Here is a 13635-nt window from a genome sequence, read left to right on the forward strand (position 1 = left end):
TGGGACTACGCGGAGCTCAGGGACTGTGGCGCTCGCATCATCGCCGGCTGAGGTGACCAATTCCGGTCGATGCATGTTGCGGCGAAGGCGTTGAGAGCCGGCTTGCGGGCGTCTCCCGGCGATCGGAACCGGGATCGGTTGCGGCACGTGTTAGCGCGCCTAGTTGGGGCTACTTAGGCGTTGTCCGCGATCCACTCGGTAGTGAACTTCTGCTCTACGGTCACCAGCTGGCTCAGCTCGGTGCCGATCATCCGTTCCAGCTTGCCGCCGATCAAAGGGATGCGTACCTGGACGGTGAGTTGCAGCGACAGTCGGGAGCCGCCCGACTTGGGGTTGGGCGTGAGGACTCCGGTGCCCCATAGATTCACCGGCGCATCCACGATCGACCCTGCGATGGACGCCGTTGCGGTTCCATCGTTGACCGGCCCCCAGGTTTCCTCACGCCGGATGCACAGATCTCCGCGGTGCAACTGGGTGACCAGGCCCGGCAAGTTGTGGCTGAAGACGGTCTGCAAGGTGACCACTTCGATGGTCCCGTCGTGTCCGGGCTTGCCGTCCACCCGCATCGACTCCAGGGTTGCGACGTCCACTGGAGTTTCTGCCAGCCGGGCCCGCCAGTATTGCTCCTCGTAGAAAGCCTGGAGGACTTCGGTGACGCTGCCTTCGTAGTCGGCTGACACGTCGAATGAACGCGGCATAGCTGGCCAGGCTACCGTTACGGGCCATGAAACGGCGCGATGTCGGTTCGCTATTCGCCGGTGCGCGCGTCGCCGAGTCGGTGCCGCTGGCGCCATTGACCACGTTGCGGGTGGGGCCGGTCGCGCGGACGCTGGTCACCTGCGACACCACCGATCAGCTGGTTGGCGTGCTCCGGGAGCTCGATGACCGTGCCCGAAACGGAGACTGCGGGCCGGTGTTGGTGTTCGCGGGCGGCTCCAATGTGGTGATCGGCGACGCCCTTGCCGACCTGACCGTGGTGCGGGTGGCCAACGACCGGGTCACCATCGACGGAAACCTGGTGCGCGCGGAGGCCGGCGCGGTGTGGGACGAAGTGGTGGTCGCGGCGATCGAACGCGGTCTGGGCGGTCTGGAATGCCTGTCGGGCATTCCCGGATCGGCCGGGGCGACGCCGGTACAAAACGTTGGCGCCTACGGCGTGGAGGTGTCCGACGTCATCACCCGGGTCCGGCTATTGGACCGCAGCACCGGCGATGTGAGCTGGGTGCCCGCCGCCGACCTGTCTTTCGGCTACCGAACCAGCGTGCTCAAGCAAGCCGACGGGCTGGCGCTGCCGGCGGTGGTCCTAGAGGTGGAGTTCGCGCTGGATGCCTCGGGCCGCAGCGCCCCTCTGCGCTACGGCGAGCTGACGGCTGCGCTGGGCATGAATAGCGGCGAGCGTGGCGAGCCGCGGGCGGTCCGCGATGCGGTGCTGGCGCTGCGGGCGAGAAAGGGCATGGTGCTTGACGCCACGGACCATGACACCTGGAGCGTGGGGTCGTTTTTCACCAATCCCGTGGTCGCGCCCGAGATCTACGAACGGCTGGCGGCCCAGACCGGGGAGTCGGTGCCGCACTACCCGGCACCGGACGGCGTCAAGCTGGCTGCCGGCTGGCTGCTGGAGCGGGCCGGGTTCGGCAAGGGCTATCCCGGCGACCCGCACGCCCGATGCCGACTGTCCAGCAAGCACGCACTGGCTTTGACCAATCGCGGTGGCGCGACGGCAGCGGACGTTATGGTATTGGCCAGGACAGTGCGTGACGGAGTTCGTGATGTGTTTGGTATCACACTGAAACCGGAGCCCGTTCTGGTTGGTTGCGCGTTGTAGCTGCTACTTTTGGCCCGGAGCCCGTCTGGAGCATCGTGCTGCGACGGGTACGGGGCCGCTTGAGGACCGTTTGCGCGCTATTGCGCCCGGTATCTTGGAATCCCGTGAACACATCCAGCGCACCCAAGAGTCAGGCGCCGATCAATAGGCGCATGGCTTTGATGGCCCTTGGGGCCGGTGTGTTGGCGCCAAATGTTTTGGCCGCCTGTTCGGGCAAGGTCGCCAAGCAGGCCGAGCAGAAGGCGCCCGAGGCGCCGCGGCTGATCTTCCGGCCGACCGATGCCGCTGGTGACGTGCTGCCGATCGATCCGGTCAGTGTCGAGGTCGGCAACGGCTGGTTCCAGCGGGTCGTGCTGAAGAATCCGTCCGGCAAGGTCATCGCCGGTGCCTACAACCAGGAACGCACCGTCTATACGGTCACCGAACCACTGGGCTACGACACCACCTACACCTGGAGTGGTGCGGCTGTCGGCCACGACGGCAAGGCGATTCCGGTGGGGGGCAAGTTCACCACCGTGACGCCGGACAAGCAGATCGACGGGGGCTTCCAGTTAGCCGACGGGCAGACTGTCGGGATCGCGGCGCCGGTCATCATTCAATTCGATGCACCGATCACCGATAAGGCGACAGTGGAACGTGCGCTCCACGTCACCACCAACCCGCCGGTGGAGGGGAGTTGGGCCTGGCTGCCCGATGAGGCCAAGGGCGCCCGGGTGCACTGGCGCCCGCGCGAGTACTACCCCGCGGGCACCACGGTCAGCGTCGACGCCAAGCTCTATGGGCTGCCGTTCGGCGACGGCGCCTACGGTGCCCAAGACATGACGTTGAACTTCCAGATCGGGCGCCGCCAGATCGTGAAGGCCGAGGTCCCCTCCCACCGCATTCAGGTCGTCACCGATGAGGGAGTCATCATGGACTTCCCGTGCAGCTACGGCGAGGCCGACCTGGCGCGCAACGTCACCCGCAACGGTGTCCATGTGGTGACCGAGAAGTACTCGGACTTCTACATGTCCAACCCGGCCGCCGGATACAGCAACGTGCACGAGCGCTGGGCGGTGCGGATCTCCAACAACGGTGAGTTCATCCACGCCAACCCGCAAAGCGCGGGCGCGCAAGGCAACAGCAATGTCACCAACGGCTGCATCAATCTGTCGACGTCCAACGCTGAGGAGTACTTCCACTCGGCGATATACGGCGACCCGGTTGAGGTCACCGGCAGCACGATCGAGCTGTCCTACTCAGACGGCGACATCTGGGACTGGGCGGTGGACTGGGACACCTGGTTGTCGATGTCCGCGCTGCCGGCTCCGTCGGCGCGTACGCCTGGTACGCAGATCCCGATCACGGCGCCGGCCACCCCGTCGACTGCCCCCAGCCTGTCGGGTACACCGACCACACCGAGCACTACTACACCTGGTGGTTAGCCCGTCGGGTCGCTGAGGCCTGGTCACGCGGCCGGATGATGATCTGATCCAGGTTGACGTGCGGGGGGCGTGAGGCCACGAACCCGATCACTTCGGCGATGTCGGCGGCCACCAGCGGAGTCATCCCGGAGTAGACCGCGTCCGCGCGTTGCTCGTCGCCGTCGAACCGGACCAACGAGAACTCCGTTTCGACCGCGCCGGGTGCAATCTCGGTGAGTCGCACCGGCAGGCCCAGGAGTTCGCCCCGCAGGGTGCGGTGTAGTGCGCCCTGGGCGTGTTTGGCGGCGGTGTAACCGGCGCCGCCGTCGTAGATCTCCAGCGCCGCAATGGAGGTGACGGTCACGATCAGCCCGTCGCCGGAGGCGATCAGCTTGGGTAGCAGCGCGCGGGTTACCCGCAGCGTGCCCAGCACATTCGTCTCCCACATCCAGCGCCAATGCTCGAGATCGGCGTCGGCCACCGGTTCCAGCCCTTTGGCGCCACCGGCATTGTTGACCAGGACGTCAACGCGGCTCAGTCCGTCCGCCAAGGCCGCCACTGCCGCACCGTCAGTGACATCCGCCACAATTGGGGTGCCCCCGATCTGATCGGTCAGCGCAGTTATCCGGTCCGCGCGACGAGCCACCGCGACCACGTGAAACCCTTGCGCGGCAAGAGTTCTGGCGGTTGCTTCGCCGATCCCGGAACTGGCGCCGGTGACCACTGCGACTCGGTTTCCAGCGTCAGTAGTTGTCATCGGGCACACTCTAGTAAACGTGCTAAATTCGCGGTGTGTACCACAGTGCCATGTTCAGCAGCACCGCCCCGCGTCGCTTCGCGGGCGCCTGTTGTTGCCGCTGACTTTGCCGCGCCTGACTCAGCTCAGCATGTGCGGCCAGGGACCCGGCCAGTTGACTCAGAACAAGGACGCCTGTGCACTCGACTACCCTCACCGCCCATCATTCCGGTCATAACGGCCAGCCACGTTCCTACCGTCAGGTGGTGGCCCCGTCATTGCACCTCGCGGATTCCGCGGCGGCCTCCGTGTTTCGGGCCGTGCGATTGCGCGGACCGGTTGGCCGCGACGTCATCGCCACCACCACCTCGCTGAGCATCGCGACGGTGAACCGCCAGGTCATCGCGCTACTTGATGCGGGCCTGCTGCGGGAGCGCGCCGACTTGGCGGTTTCGGGGGCCATCGGGCGTCCGCGAGTGCCGGTCGAGGTGAACCACGAGCCGTTCGTGACGCTGGGTCTGCACATCGGTGCGCGTACCACCAGCATCGTGGCCACCGACCTGTTGGGGCGCACCCTCGACACCGTCGAAACCGCGACACCGCGCAGTTCGGCCAGCAGTGCGCTGGCGTCCCTGGCCGACAGTGCGGGCCGGTATCTGCGGCGCTGGCATCGTCGTCGTGCCCTGTGGGTGGGGGTCGCGATCGGTGGCACGGTGGATGACGCCAGCGGCCACGTCGACCACCAACGACTCGGCTGGCGGCAGGCACCGGTGGGGCCCGCGCTGGCAGACGCCTTGGGGCTTCCGGTCTCGGTGGCATCCCACGTCGACGCGATGGCCGGAGCCGAACTTCTGCTCGGTACCCGGCGCCTCGCGGGGGGGTCATCGACCAGCCTGTATGTCTACGCTCGCGAAACCGTGGGTTACGCGCTGGTGATCGACGGGCGGGTGCACTGTCCGGCCAGCGGCCCGGGCACGATCGCGGGTTTGCCGGCCCACTCCGAACTGCTCGGCGGTACCGGCCAGCTCGAGTCGACGGTGAGCGACGAGGCGGTGCTGGCCGCTGTCCGCCGTCTGCGCATCATCGCGGCCACCCCGCAGGCCCGTACGAACGGCTCGGTCACCGCGATGACCGACTTGCTGCGCGTGGCGCGGGCGGGAAATCAACAGGCCAGGGAGCTGCTCGCGGAGCGGGCTCGAGTGCTCGGCGAGACGGTTGCGTTGCTGCGCGACGTGCTCAACCCCGATGAACTCGTGGTGGGTGGCCAGGCATTCACCGAGTACCCGGAGGGGATGCGCCAGGTGGAAGAGGCGTTCACCGCTCGATCGGTGCTGGCCCCGCGCGACATCCGCGTCACGTCATTCGGAAACCGGGTGCAGGAAGCGGGAGCGGGCATTGTGTCCCTAGGCGGGTTGTATGCCGATCCGCGCGGGGCGATGCGTCGTTCTGGGGCACTGAACACCCGGCTGCGGCAGGCCGAACCCGAAGCCTCGGCGTAGGAGGGCCTGACGTGCGCCCCATGCGTGCGGGGGCCGGTGCCGCGGGCGAGTCCTGTAAAGATGATGGTGTGCGGCCCGATGATGTCTCCCGGCTAACCGCCGACGCCGTCGTGCGCAGGGTTGCCCTGCTGGCTGTGCACACCTCGCCGCTGGCGCAGCCGGGCACCGGTGACGCCGGGGGCATGAACGTCTACGTGCTGCAAAGTGCGCTACATCTGGCCAAGCGGGGGATCGAGGTCGAGATTTTCACCCGGGCCACCGCTTCGGCGGACCCGCCGGTCGTGCGGGTGGCGCCCGGTGTGCTGGTGCGCAATGTGGTGGCGGGACCATTCGAGGGTCTGGACAAGTACGACCTGCCCACCCAGTTGTGTGCGTTCGCGGCCGGGGTGCTGCGCGCGGAAGCCGCCCACGAACCCGGGCACTACGACATCGTGCACTCGCACTATTGGCTGTCCGGCCAGGTCGGCTGGCTGGCCCGTGACCGCTGGGCGGTCCCTTTGGTGCATACCGCCCATACGCTGGCGGCGGTGAAGAACGCGGCGCTGGCCAACGGTGATGCACCGGAGCCGCCGCTGCGCACCGTTGGCGAGCAGCAGGTGGTCGACGAAGCTGATCGGCTCATCGTCAACACCGACGATGAGGCCAAGCAATTGATCTCGATTCACCATGCGGATCCGGCCCGGATCGACGTCGTGCATCCCGGTGTCGACCTGGAGGTGTTCCGCCCCGGCGACCGTCAGCAGGCGCGAACCGCGCTGGGGCTACGGCCCGAGGAGAAGGTGGTGGCCTTCGTCGGGCGGATCCAGCCGCTGAAGGCGCCCGACATTGTGCTGCGTGCTGTGGCCAAACTGCCCGGGGTGCGGATCATCGTTGCCGGGGGCCCCTCGGGCAGTGGACTGGCATCCCCGGACGGTTTGGCTCAACTCGCCGACGAACTCGGCATCGCAGAGCGGGTGACATTCCTGCCGCCGCAGTCCCGCACGGATTTGGCTCGCGTGTTCCACGCGGTTGATCTGGTCGCGATACCGAGTTATTCCGAGTCGTTTGGCCTGGTCGCTGTGGAGGCCCAGGCGTGCGGAACGCCGGTGGTGGCGGCCGCGGTCGGCGGGTTGCCGGTGGCGGTACGTGACGGGGTCAGCGGGACTCTGGTCTCCGGACATGACGTCGACCAATGGGCGGCGGCGATCGACGGGCTGCTGCGAAGCAATGCCGGCGCGCAGGGCGCGCTGATGAGTCGGGCTGCGGCCGAGCATGCGGCCACGTTCTCTTGGGAGAACACCACAGACGCGCTGCTGGCCAGTTACCGCCGCGCGATCGGCGACTTCACCGCCGGGCGCCGCCGCAAGGTTCGCGACCCGGTGGCGGCTCGCAAACCGCGTCGCTGGACGGCTCGGCGCGGAGTCGGCGCGTGACCCCCACCACGCCGCAGAGCCAGTCCGTGCAAGCGGTGATCGAGGACACGCTTAAGGTCAACGATCTGAGCTACACCCGGCATCAGGGCGCCCACGGCGGGCTGGCCGGCCTGATCGTCGAACTGCCGGGGGAACGCAAGCTCAAGACCAACACCATCCTGAGCATCGGTGAGCACTCGGTACGCGTGGAGGCTTTCGTCTGTCGAAAGCCGGACGAAAACCATGAAGGTGTCTACCGGTTCTTACTCAAACGCAACCGCCGCTTTTACGGGGTGGCATACACGCTAGACAACGTCGGCGATATCTACCTGGTTGGGCGCATGTCCTTGGCCTCCGTCGACGCCGACGAGATCGACCGAGTGCTTGGGCAGGTGCTCGAGGCGGTGGACTCGGATTTCAACACGTTGCTGGAGTTGGGTTTTCGGTCTTCGATTCAAAAAGAGTGGGAATGGCGGATTTCCCGGGGCGAGTCGTTGAAGAACCTGGAGGCGTTCGCGCATCTGATCGACGACGAGGATGACCGAGAGGACCGGGCTCCGGCGACGTGAGAGACTTGCCGGCATGGGAGACACCGGGACGTTGGTGCTGCTTCGCCATGGCGAGAGCGACTGGAACGCTCGCAACCTGTTCACCGGCTGGGTCGACGTCGGCCTGACCGAGAAGGGCCGGGCCGAGGCGGTACGAAGCGGCGAATTGCTGGCCGAACAGGATCTGCTGCCCGATGTGCTCTACACCTCGCTGTTGCGGCGCGCGATCACCACTGCGCATCTGGCGCTGGACAGCGCCGACCGGCTGTGGATTCCGGTGCGGCGCAGCTGGCGGCTCAACGAACGTCACTACGGGGCGCTGCAGGGGCTGGACAAAGCCGAGACCAAGGCCCGCTACGGCGAAGAGCAGTTCATGGCCTGGCGGCGCAGCTATGACACTCCACCGCCACTAATCGAGAAGGGCAGTGAGTTCAGCCAGGACGCTGACCCCCGCTACGCCAACATTGACGGCGGGCCGCTGACCGAATGCCTGGCTGACGTGGTGGCCCGGTTTCTGCCCTACTTCACCGACGTCATCGTCGGTGACCTGCGGGCCGGCAAGACGGTGTTGATCGTCGCGCACGGCAACTCGCTGCGCGCGTTGGTCAAGCATCTGGACCAGATGTCCGATGAGGACATCGTCGGACTCAACATCCCGACGGGCATTCCGCTGCGCTACGACCTGGACGAACGGCTGCAACCGGTGGTGCCCGGGGGTACCTATCTGGACCCGGAGGCGGCCGCCGCGGGGGCTGCCGCGGTGGCGAGTCAAGGCGCGGCAAAAGCCTGATTTCTGGCGCCGATAGGGCCAGTCGCTAAACAATGCGTGAACGGCAGCAGAACACATGCGGCCGAGGATGTGACTTGTCCTGATTTGGCCGCGCAGCGCTAGGGCTGCGTTCACCAGATTTGTAGGATTTTGTTTGTGACTGTGTTCTCGGCACTGTTGCTGGCCGGGGTCTTGTCCGCGCTGGCGCTGGCCGCAGGTGTCGCGGTCGGGGCCCGGCTGTCACAGCGGCTGGTGCGGCGCCGCCAACAAGCGTCCACCGAGTGGACTGGCATCACCGTCGCGCAGATGCTGCAACGCATCGTCGCGCTGATGCCGATGGGTGTCGCGGTGGTCGATAGCCATCGGGACGTCGTCTACCTCAACGACCGGGCCAAAGAGCTGGGCCTGGTGCGCGACCGGCAGCTCGACGACCAGGCGTGGGAGGCCGCACAGCAGGCGTTGCGGGGCAGCGACGTCGAGTTCGATCTGTCACCTGGAAAGCGTCCGGGCGGCCGGTCCGGGCTATCGGTGCACGGGCAAGCCCGGTTGCTCAGCGAGGAAGACCGGCGCTTCACCGTGGTCTTCGCTTACGACCAGTCTGACTATGCCCGCATGGAGGCAACCAGACGTGATTTCGTGGCCAACGTCAGCCACGAACTCAAGACCCCGGTCGGTGCGATGGCCCTGCTCGCCGAGGCCCTGCTGGCATCTGCCGATGACTCCGACACGGTTCGGCGGTTCGCCGAGAAGGTGCTGATCGAAGCCAATCGGCTGGGCGACATGGTCGCGGAATTGATCGAACTATCGCGCCTGCAGGGGGCCGAGCGGTTACACAACGTCACCGACGTTGACGTCGACACCATTGTCTCGGAGGCGATTTCTCGCCACAAGGTGGCCGCTGACAACGCCGAGATCGAGGTGCGCACCGATTCGTCCTCCGGGCTGCATGTGCTGGGGGACCAGACCCTGCTGGTGACCGCGTTGGCCAATCTGGTCTCCAACGCAATCGCCTACTCGTCACCGGGCTCACCGGTGTCGATCAGCCGCCGTAAGCGCGGCGACAACGTCGAGATCGCCGTCACCGACCGGGGTATCGGGATCGCGCTGGAAGACCAGGAGCGAGTCTTCGAGCGGTTCTTCCGGGGCGACAAGGCTCGTTCGCGGGCTACTGGTGGGAGCGGACTGGGGCTAGCCATCGTCAAGCACGTCGCCGCCAACCACAACGGCAGCATCGGCGTGTGGAGCAAGCCGGGAACGGGGTCCACGTTCACCCTGTCCATCCCTGCCAGTTCGGCGCCCGACGACAGCGATCAACCTGACCAGCCGCGGGCCCGCGACGCGCGGCCCAATCGGTCACAACGAGAGGAAGAGCTAAGTCGATGACCCGCGCTAACGACCATGCAGAGCGAAGCGATGAAGAGGAGTGGCGCCGATGACCCGCGCTTACGACGATGCAGAGCGAAGCGATGAAGAGGAGTGGCGCCGATGACTAGCGTGCTGATCGTTGAGGACGAGGAGTCATTGGCCGATCCGCTTGCGTTTCTGCTGCGCAAGGAGGGCTTTGAAGCCACCGTGGTCACCGATGGCCCGGCCGCGCTGGCGGAGTTCGATCGCTCGGGTGCTGACATCGTGCTGCTCGACTTGATGCTGCCGGGCATGTCGGGCACCGACGTGTGCAAGCAGTTGCGTGCCCGCTCCAGCGTGCCGGTCATCATGGTGACCGCCCGCGACAGCGAGATCGACAAGGTGGTTGGGCTCGAGTTGGGCGCCGACGACTATGTCACCAAGCCGTATTCGGCGCGCGAACTGATCGCCCGAATCCGGGCGGTGCTGCGCCGGGGCGGCGACGACGATTCCGAAGTCAGCGACGGCGTGCTGGAGTCCGGACCGGTGCGCATGGACGTCGAGCGCCATGTGGTGTCGGTGAACGGTGACGCGATCACCTTGCCGCTCAAGGAATTTGATCTCCTCGAATACCTGATGCGCAACAGTGGGCGGGTGCTGACCCGCGGCCAGCTGATCGACCGGGTCTGGGGCGCGGACTACGTTGGCGACACCAAGACGCTCGATGTCCACGTTAAGCGCTTGCGCTCCAAGATCGAAGCGGACCCGGCCAATCCGGTGCATCTGGTCACAGTGCGGGGCCTGGGCTACAAGCTGGAGGGCTGATATAGATCGAGCCCGAGCGGTCGGCGACCACCTCGTCGGCGACCGCCAGCGCCAGCGCCATGATCGATATCTGCGGGTTCACCTCCGGGCAGCTGGGCAGGATCGACGCGTCGGCGACCCATACTCCGTCGACCCCGCGCAGCCGGCCGGTTGCGTCGACGGGGCAGATTTGCGAGTCGGCGCCGGCGGCGGCGGTTCCGGTCGGGTGGAAGGCGGCCAGGTGCAGATTTCTCGGGTCGCTGCGCTGCAGCGCATCCTGCAGTGCTGCCGGTGATGTCACCGTGGGGGCACCGGGCAGTCCGGTGAGCACCTCGACCGCACCCGCGGCAAAGAGCAGCCGGCCGATGGCCTGTACCGCCACCCGTAGTTTGGTGATGTCGTCCGGGGCCACTTGATAGTGCACAACGGTTTCGCCGCGTACCGACCGCACCGAACCGGCACCACGATCGGCGACCATCGCACCGAAAGTCGCGACCTGAGGCGCCCGATCCAGCCAGTCGAGCAGCTCGGTGCCGTAGCCGGGAAAAACCATCGAACCCATCCCCGGTGGTGTGGCGGTCGCTTCGATCAGGACGCCGTCTGACTCGTGGAACTCGTGAACCGCCGCGCTCTGCAGGACGCCGCGCCAAGCGTAGACATCGTCGTCGAAGCCGCCGGCCAGCATGGTGGCCGGATGCAGCGCGAGGTTGCGGCCGAGTCGAGGGTGGCTGCCAAGGCCGCTGCGTCGCAACAGCGTCGGTGTTTCGGTGGCCCCGGCGGCGATGATGACGATGTCGGCGCGCACGTCGATCGCGGTGCCGTCCGGGCGGCGGGCGCGCACGCCGCGGGCCCGTCCCCCCTGATGCAGCACCCGCTGTACCCGCGCGTCGGAGATGATCCGGGCGCCGGCCGCGCAGGCCTGGGGAAGTGCGTTGAGATGCACGCCGAACTTGGCGTTGCTGGGGCAACCGATCGCACATTGGCAACAGTCGGCGCATCCCGGAGCATTGCGGGGGATAGGTGCGGCCTGCCAGCCCAGCGATGCGGCGGCATCCAGTAGCAGGTTTCCGTTGCGGCCCATGATGTCGCGCGGCGCGGGTGCGACCTGCAAGGTGTGTTCCACGTCGTCGAGGCGGCCGGCCAGTCGGTCCGGATCGGCCAGATCGAGCCCGAACTCATCGCGCCAGCGTTGTTGCACGGCCAACGGCGGCCGGAAACAGGTGCCCGAGTTGACCACGGTGGTGCCACCGACCGCTCGGCTCATCGGCAGTATTACGGCCGGACGTCCCAGCGCGATGGTGGCCCCGCCGCCGCGATACAGGCCGGCGTAGCGGTCTATCGGGTGGGTGGTGCGGAACTCCCGCACCGTCCAGCGGCGGCCCTCCTCCAGCACGACGGTGCGCAAGCCGGCACGGGCCAGGGTGCGGGCCGTCATGGCGCCACCGGCGCCGGACCCGACGATCACCACGTCGGCGGTGACCACCGAAGGGCTATCCGGGGAAGCGGTGATGTCCAGCGCCGCATCGGAACGCGCGGCGTCGTGTGCCTGGGCGCGGGCAAGCAAGTCCGGTGCGTAGGTGTCGGCACCGTTGGCCAGCAGCGCGACCGCTTTGAGCCCTTCCAGCGCGGCGCTGGTGTCGGGATTGATCGCCGCGACTCGGCGCAACACCTGTTCGCGTTGGGCGGGTTCAAGCCGGGCCAGGGATCGGCCGGTGGTCAGGTAGCTCGCGGCCGCCAGCGACACCAGCCCGGCGCGCACGGCCAGCCGTGAGGTGGTCGGCAGCTGCGACAGGTACCGGTCGACGCGCTCGGCGAATTCGGTCGACGTCGGGCCACCGCGTTCCTCGGGCAACAACGCGGCGCCGAACGAGGCCAGTGCGGCCTGGGTGCGGCTCATATCCGGGTTGCCAGCCGGCTACCGAGCCGTCGGCCGAGCTTGATGAAGAACGGATACGTCGCGAAGATGCCTCCGGCCGCCGCGTGCAGCGGCCACTGTGCCTGGTCGGTATCCACGTTGAACACCCCGCTGTTCCACATGAAGTCGCGGCCGTTGCGGGCGCGGAACGGCCGCCACAGCAAGCCCAGCCCGGGCACGTTGTTGTACAGGCCGAACGAACCCGCGAAGAAGACCCCGAGGGCGGCGGCTTCGGCGAGGTCGCGGCGGTCTTCGTCGAGGTGGCGCTCGATGAGCACTCCGCAGGCGAACAACAGCGGTGGGTCCAGCAGAAAACTCATCGGTACGTCCTTTCATTCATGTTCATCGACGTTCATCGACGTTCATTGACGGCCGGCGCCTTGGCATCGCGGGTATCGCGCAGGCCGACTTCGGCGTGCCCGGTTCCCAACACCGACCAGCTGCGCTCGATGACCCGGTTGCGGCTGATTTCGACGTGGACGTCGGCCCGTTCGGTGTTGGTGCACACCGCTTTCCCCCCATCGGGATCGGTGTATTGCAGGCTCACGCACCTCTCGGCCGGTTGGTCGACCCGGATCAGCACGTCACGGCCATCGATGCGGCCCTCCAGCTGCCAATGTGCAATGCCGAGGGTGGTGCGCATCCGCAGGGACGGCAACGGGCTTGCGGGCCAGTCTTTTCCATCGATGCGGAAGCGGACGAACGCCATCGGTGCGAGCCGGCGCAGTCCCGGCTTGTGCGACACCGCGGTGACGACCTCCAGCACGTCACCGTGACCGAGGTCGGCGTGGATCCACCCCCAGCGTTTGGCGTTGCCGTGCCCGTAGATGTGGGCGACCCCGCCGCGCCAGCCGCCGATCGGGTGGCTGGTATCGCCCACCGTCAGCGAACCGCTGAATTCAGCGGTGCGGGCGAGCACCACCTGGGCGCCCGGCAACAACTCGCGCTCCCATGCGACCCGCGGGAACGTCCACAGCGGCGCGGCGGCGTCCTTCCACGACAAGTCCCAACTCAGTGAACCCGCTCGGCCGGTGAGCGATTCGTGAGCCGCCCGCGCGCCTGCCGCCTCGAACCAGGCGGCTCCCGTCGCCGGCCCGACCGGCGCGGGGCCGAAACGTCCGGTGCGGGGCGGGCCGTCCGGCGGGAACCACGTTGCCCATCCGTGCGCGTAGGGCGCGTCACCGCTGGTGGGTGCCACGGTTTCGTAGTGGACCCATAGTCCGGCCTGGGTTGAGGGATCCGACAGGGTCGCATACCAGACTTCCAGGCGTCCGGGTTTGCCCTGCCAGCGTGGGGCTACCGCCGATCGCATTTCCTCGTCCACCCGCTTCACCTCCGGTGTTGCCATGCGGCGCGACACGCTCTTGGTTGTGGTTGTGCCGTCGGTCCATCCACTATATT

The 13635-nt window shown here is 67.1% G+C and carries 13 protein-coding genes; 8 read left to right on the plus strand and 5 right to left on the minus strand.

All coding sequences use genetic code 11. From position 1 onward, the window contains the following. Positions 1–173: 173 nt before the first annotated feature. Positions 174–698 (minus strand): DUF2505 domain-containing protein, encoded by a 525-nt coding sequence (locus MPSD_RS04625; RefSeq protein WP_011742104.1) that lies wholly within the window; start codon positions 696–698, stop codon positions 174–176. A 26-nt stretch (positions 699–724) separates the two neighbouring features. Here MPSD_RS04625 and MPSD_RS04630 point away from each other — a divergent pair, with 26 nt between their 5' ends. Together MPSD_RS04630 and MPSD_RS04635 are read left to right on the plus strand one after the other, a co-directional pair. Further along, the gene (locus tag MPSD_RS04630; protein ID WP_086085513.1) at positions 725–1825 is read left to right on the plus strand and encodes a UDP-N-acetylmuramate dehydrogenase; all 1101 of its coding nucleotides are present in this window, start codon (positions 725–727) and stop codon (positions 1823–1825) included. 152 nt (positions 1826–1977) lie between these two features. Continuing rightward, positions 1978–3249 carry a L,D-transpeptidase gene (locus MPSD_RS04635; protein ID WP_231395790.1) on the plus strand — a complete coding sequence of 424 codons (1272 nt, stop codon included), beginning with the start codon at positions 1978–1980 and terminating at the stop codon, positions 3247–3249. Here the strand turns inward: MPSD_RS04635 and MPSD_RS04640 are convergent. After that, positions 3233–3985 (minus strand): SDR family NAD(P)-dependent oxidoreductase, encoded by a 753-nt coding sequence (locus MPSD_RS04640; protein WP_012392751.1) that lies wholly within the window; start codon positions 3983–3985, stop codon positions 3233–3235. The genes MPSD_RS04635 and MPSD_RS04640 overlap by 17 nt on opposite strands. A gap of 176 nt (positions 3986–4161) precedes the next feature. Between MPSD_RS04640 and MPSD_RS04645 the strand changes: the two genes are divergently transcribed. The 6 genes from MPSD_RS04645 (at position 4162) to regX (ending at position 10340) form a co-directional block, all read left to right on the plus strand. Then, positions 4162–5463 carry an ROK family transcriptional regulator gene (locus MPSD_RS04645; RefSeq protein ID WP_051153735.1) on the plus strand — a complete coding sequence of 434 codons (1302 nt, stop codon included), beginning with the start codon at positions 4162–4164 and terminating at the stop codon, positions 5461–5463. A gap of 20 nt (positions 5464–5483) precedes the next feature. After that, a complete protein-coding gene (gene mshA / locus MPSD_RS04650) occupies positions 5484–6875 on the plus strand; it encodes a D-inositol-3-phosphate glycosyltransferase (RefSeq protein WP_262491525.1) in 1392 nt (463 codons plus the stop codon). Continuing rightward, the gene (locus MPSD_RS04655) at positions 6872–7423 is read left to right on the plus strand and encodes a type III secretion system chaperone family protein (protein ID WP_020788720.1); all 552 of its coding nucleotides are present in this window, start codon (positions 6872–6874) and stop codon (positions 7421–7423) included. Before mshA ends, MPSD_RS04655 begins: the two co-directional genes overlap by 4 nt. 13 nt (positions 7424–7436) lie before the next feature. Beyond that, positions 7437–8192: a phosphoglyceromutase gene (locus tag MPSD_RS04660; protein ID WP_011742111.1), complete on the plus strand. Its 756-nt coding sequence runs from the start codon at positions 7437–7439 to the stop codon at positions 8190–8192. 135 nt (positions 8193–8327) lie between these two features. After that, positions 8328–9554: a sensor histidine kinase gene (locus MPSD_RS04665; RefSeq protein WP_012392756.1), complete on the plus strand. Its 1227-nt coding sequence runs from the start codon at positions 8328–8330 to the stop codon at positions 9552–9554. Positions 9555–9656: 102 nt separating this feature from the next. Beyond that, entirely contained in the window at positions 9657–10340 is a 684-nt protein-coding gene (regX, locus tag MPSD_RS04675; RefSeq protein WP_011742113.1) for a two-component sensory transduction protein RegX, read from the plus strand. Here regX and MPSD_RS04680 read toward each other — a convergent pair. From MPSD_RS04680 to MPSD_RS04690, 3 genes are read right to left on the minus strand one after another with little or no spacing between them, the layout of a single operon-like run. After that, entirely contained in the window at positions 10303–12216 is a 1914-nt protein-coding gene (locus MPSD_RS04680; protein ID WP_020788719.1) for a GMC family oxidoreductase N-terminal domain-containing protein, read from the minus strand. The genes regX and MPSD_RS04680 overlap by 38 nt on opposite strands. After that, on the minus strand, positions 12213–12554 hold the full coding sequence (locus tag MPSD_RS04685; protein WP_011742115.1) for a hypothetical protein: 342 nt from the start codon (positions 12552–12554) through the stop codon (positions 12213–12215). The genes MPSD_RS04680 and MPSD_RS04685 overlap by 4 nt, the downstream gene beginning before the upstream one ends. A 32-nt stretch (positions 12555–12586) precedes the next feature. Next, positions 12587–13558: a hypothetical protein gene (locus MPSD_RS04690; protein WP_179953028.1), complete on the minus strand. Its 972-nt coding sequence runs from the start codon at positions 13556–13558 to the stop codon at positions 12587–12589. Between the last annotated feature and the right edge of the window lie 77 nt (positions 13559–13635).

Source organism: Mycobacterium pseudoshottsii JCM 15466, assembly GCF_003584745.1.
Taxonomy (GTDB): domain Bacteria; phylum Actinomycetota; class Actinomycetes; order Mycobacteriales; family Mycobacteriaceae; genus Mycobacterium; species Mycobacterium marinum.

What these genes read in the sequence shown, in the direction of transcription:
- MPSD_RS04625 (WP_011742104.1), bottom strand. Translation starts at nt 698, where the DNA reads ATGCCGCGTTCATTCGACGTGTCAGCCGACTACGAAGGCAGCGTCACC.
- MPSD_RS04630 (WP_086085513.1), top strand. Translation starts at nt 725, where the DNA reads ATGAAACGGCGCGATGTCGGTTCGCTATTCGCCGGTGCGCGCGTCGCC.
- MPSD_RS04635 (WP_231395790.1), top strand. Translation starts at nt 1,978, where the DNA reads ATGGCTTTGATGGCCCTTGGGGCCGGTGTGTTGGCGCCAAATGTTTTG.
- MPSD_RS04640 (WP_012392751.1), bottom strand. Translation starts at nt 3,985, where the DNA reads ATGACAACTACTGACGCTGGAAACCGAGTCGCAGTGGTCACCGGCGCC.
- mshA (WP_262491525.1), top strand. Translation starts at nt 5,484, where the DNA reads ATGCGTGCGGGGGCCGGTGCCGCGGGCGAGTCCTGTAAAGATGATGGT.
- MPSD_RS04660 (WP_011742111.1), top strand. Translation starts at nt 7,437, where the DNA reads ATGGGAGACACCGGGACGTTGGTGCTGCTTCGCCATGGCGAGAGCGAC.
- regX (WP_011742113.1), top strand. Translation starts at nt 9,657, where the DNA reads ATGACTAGCGTGCTGATCGTTGAGGACGAGGAGTCATTGGCCGATCCG.
- MPSD_RS04680 (WP_020788719.1), bottom strand. Translation starts at nt 12,216, where the DNA reads ATGAGCCGCACCCAGGCCGCACTGGCCTCGTTCGGCGCCGCGTTGTTG.
- MPSD_RS04685 (WP_011742115.1), bottom strand. Translation starts at nt 12,554, where the DNA reads ATGAGTTTTCTGCTGGACCCACCGCTGTTGTTCGCCTGCGGAGTGCTC.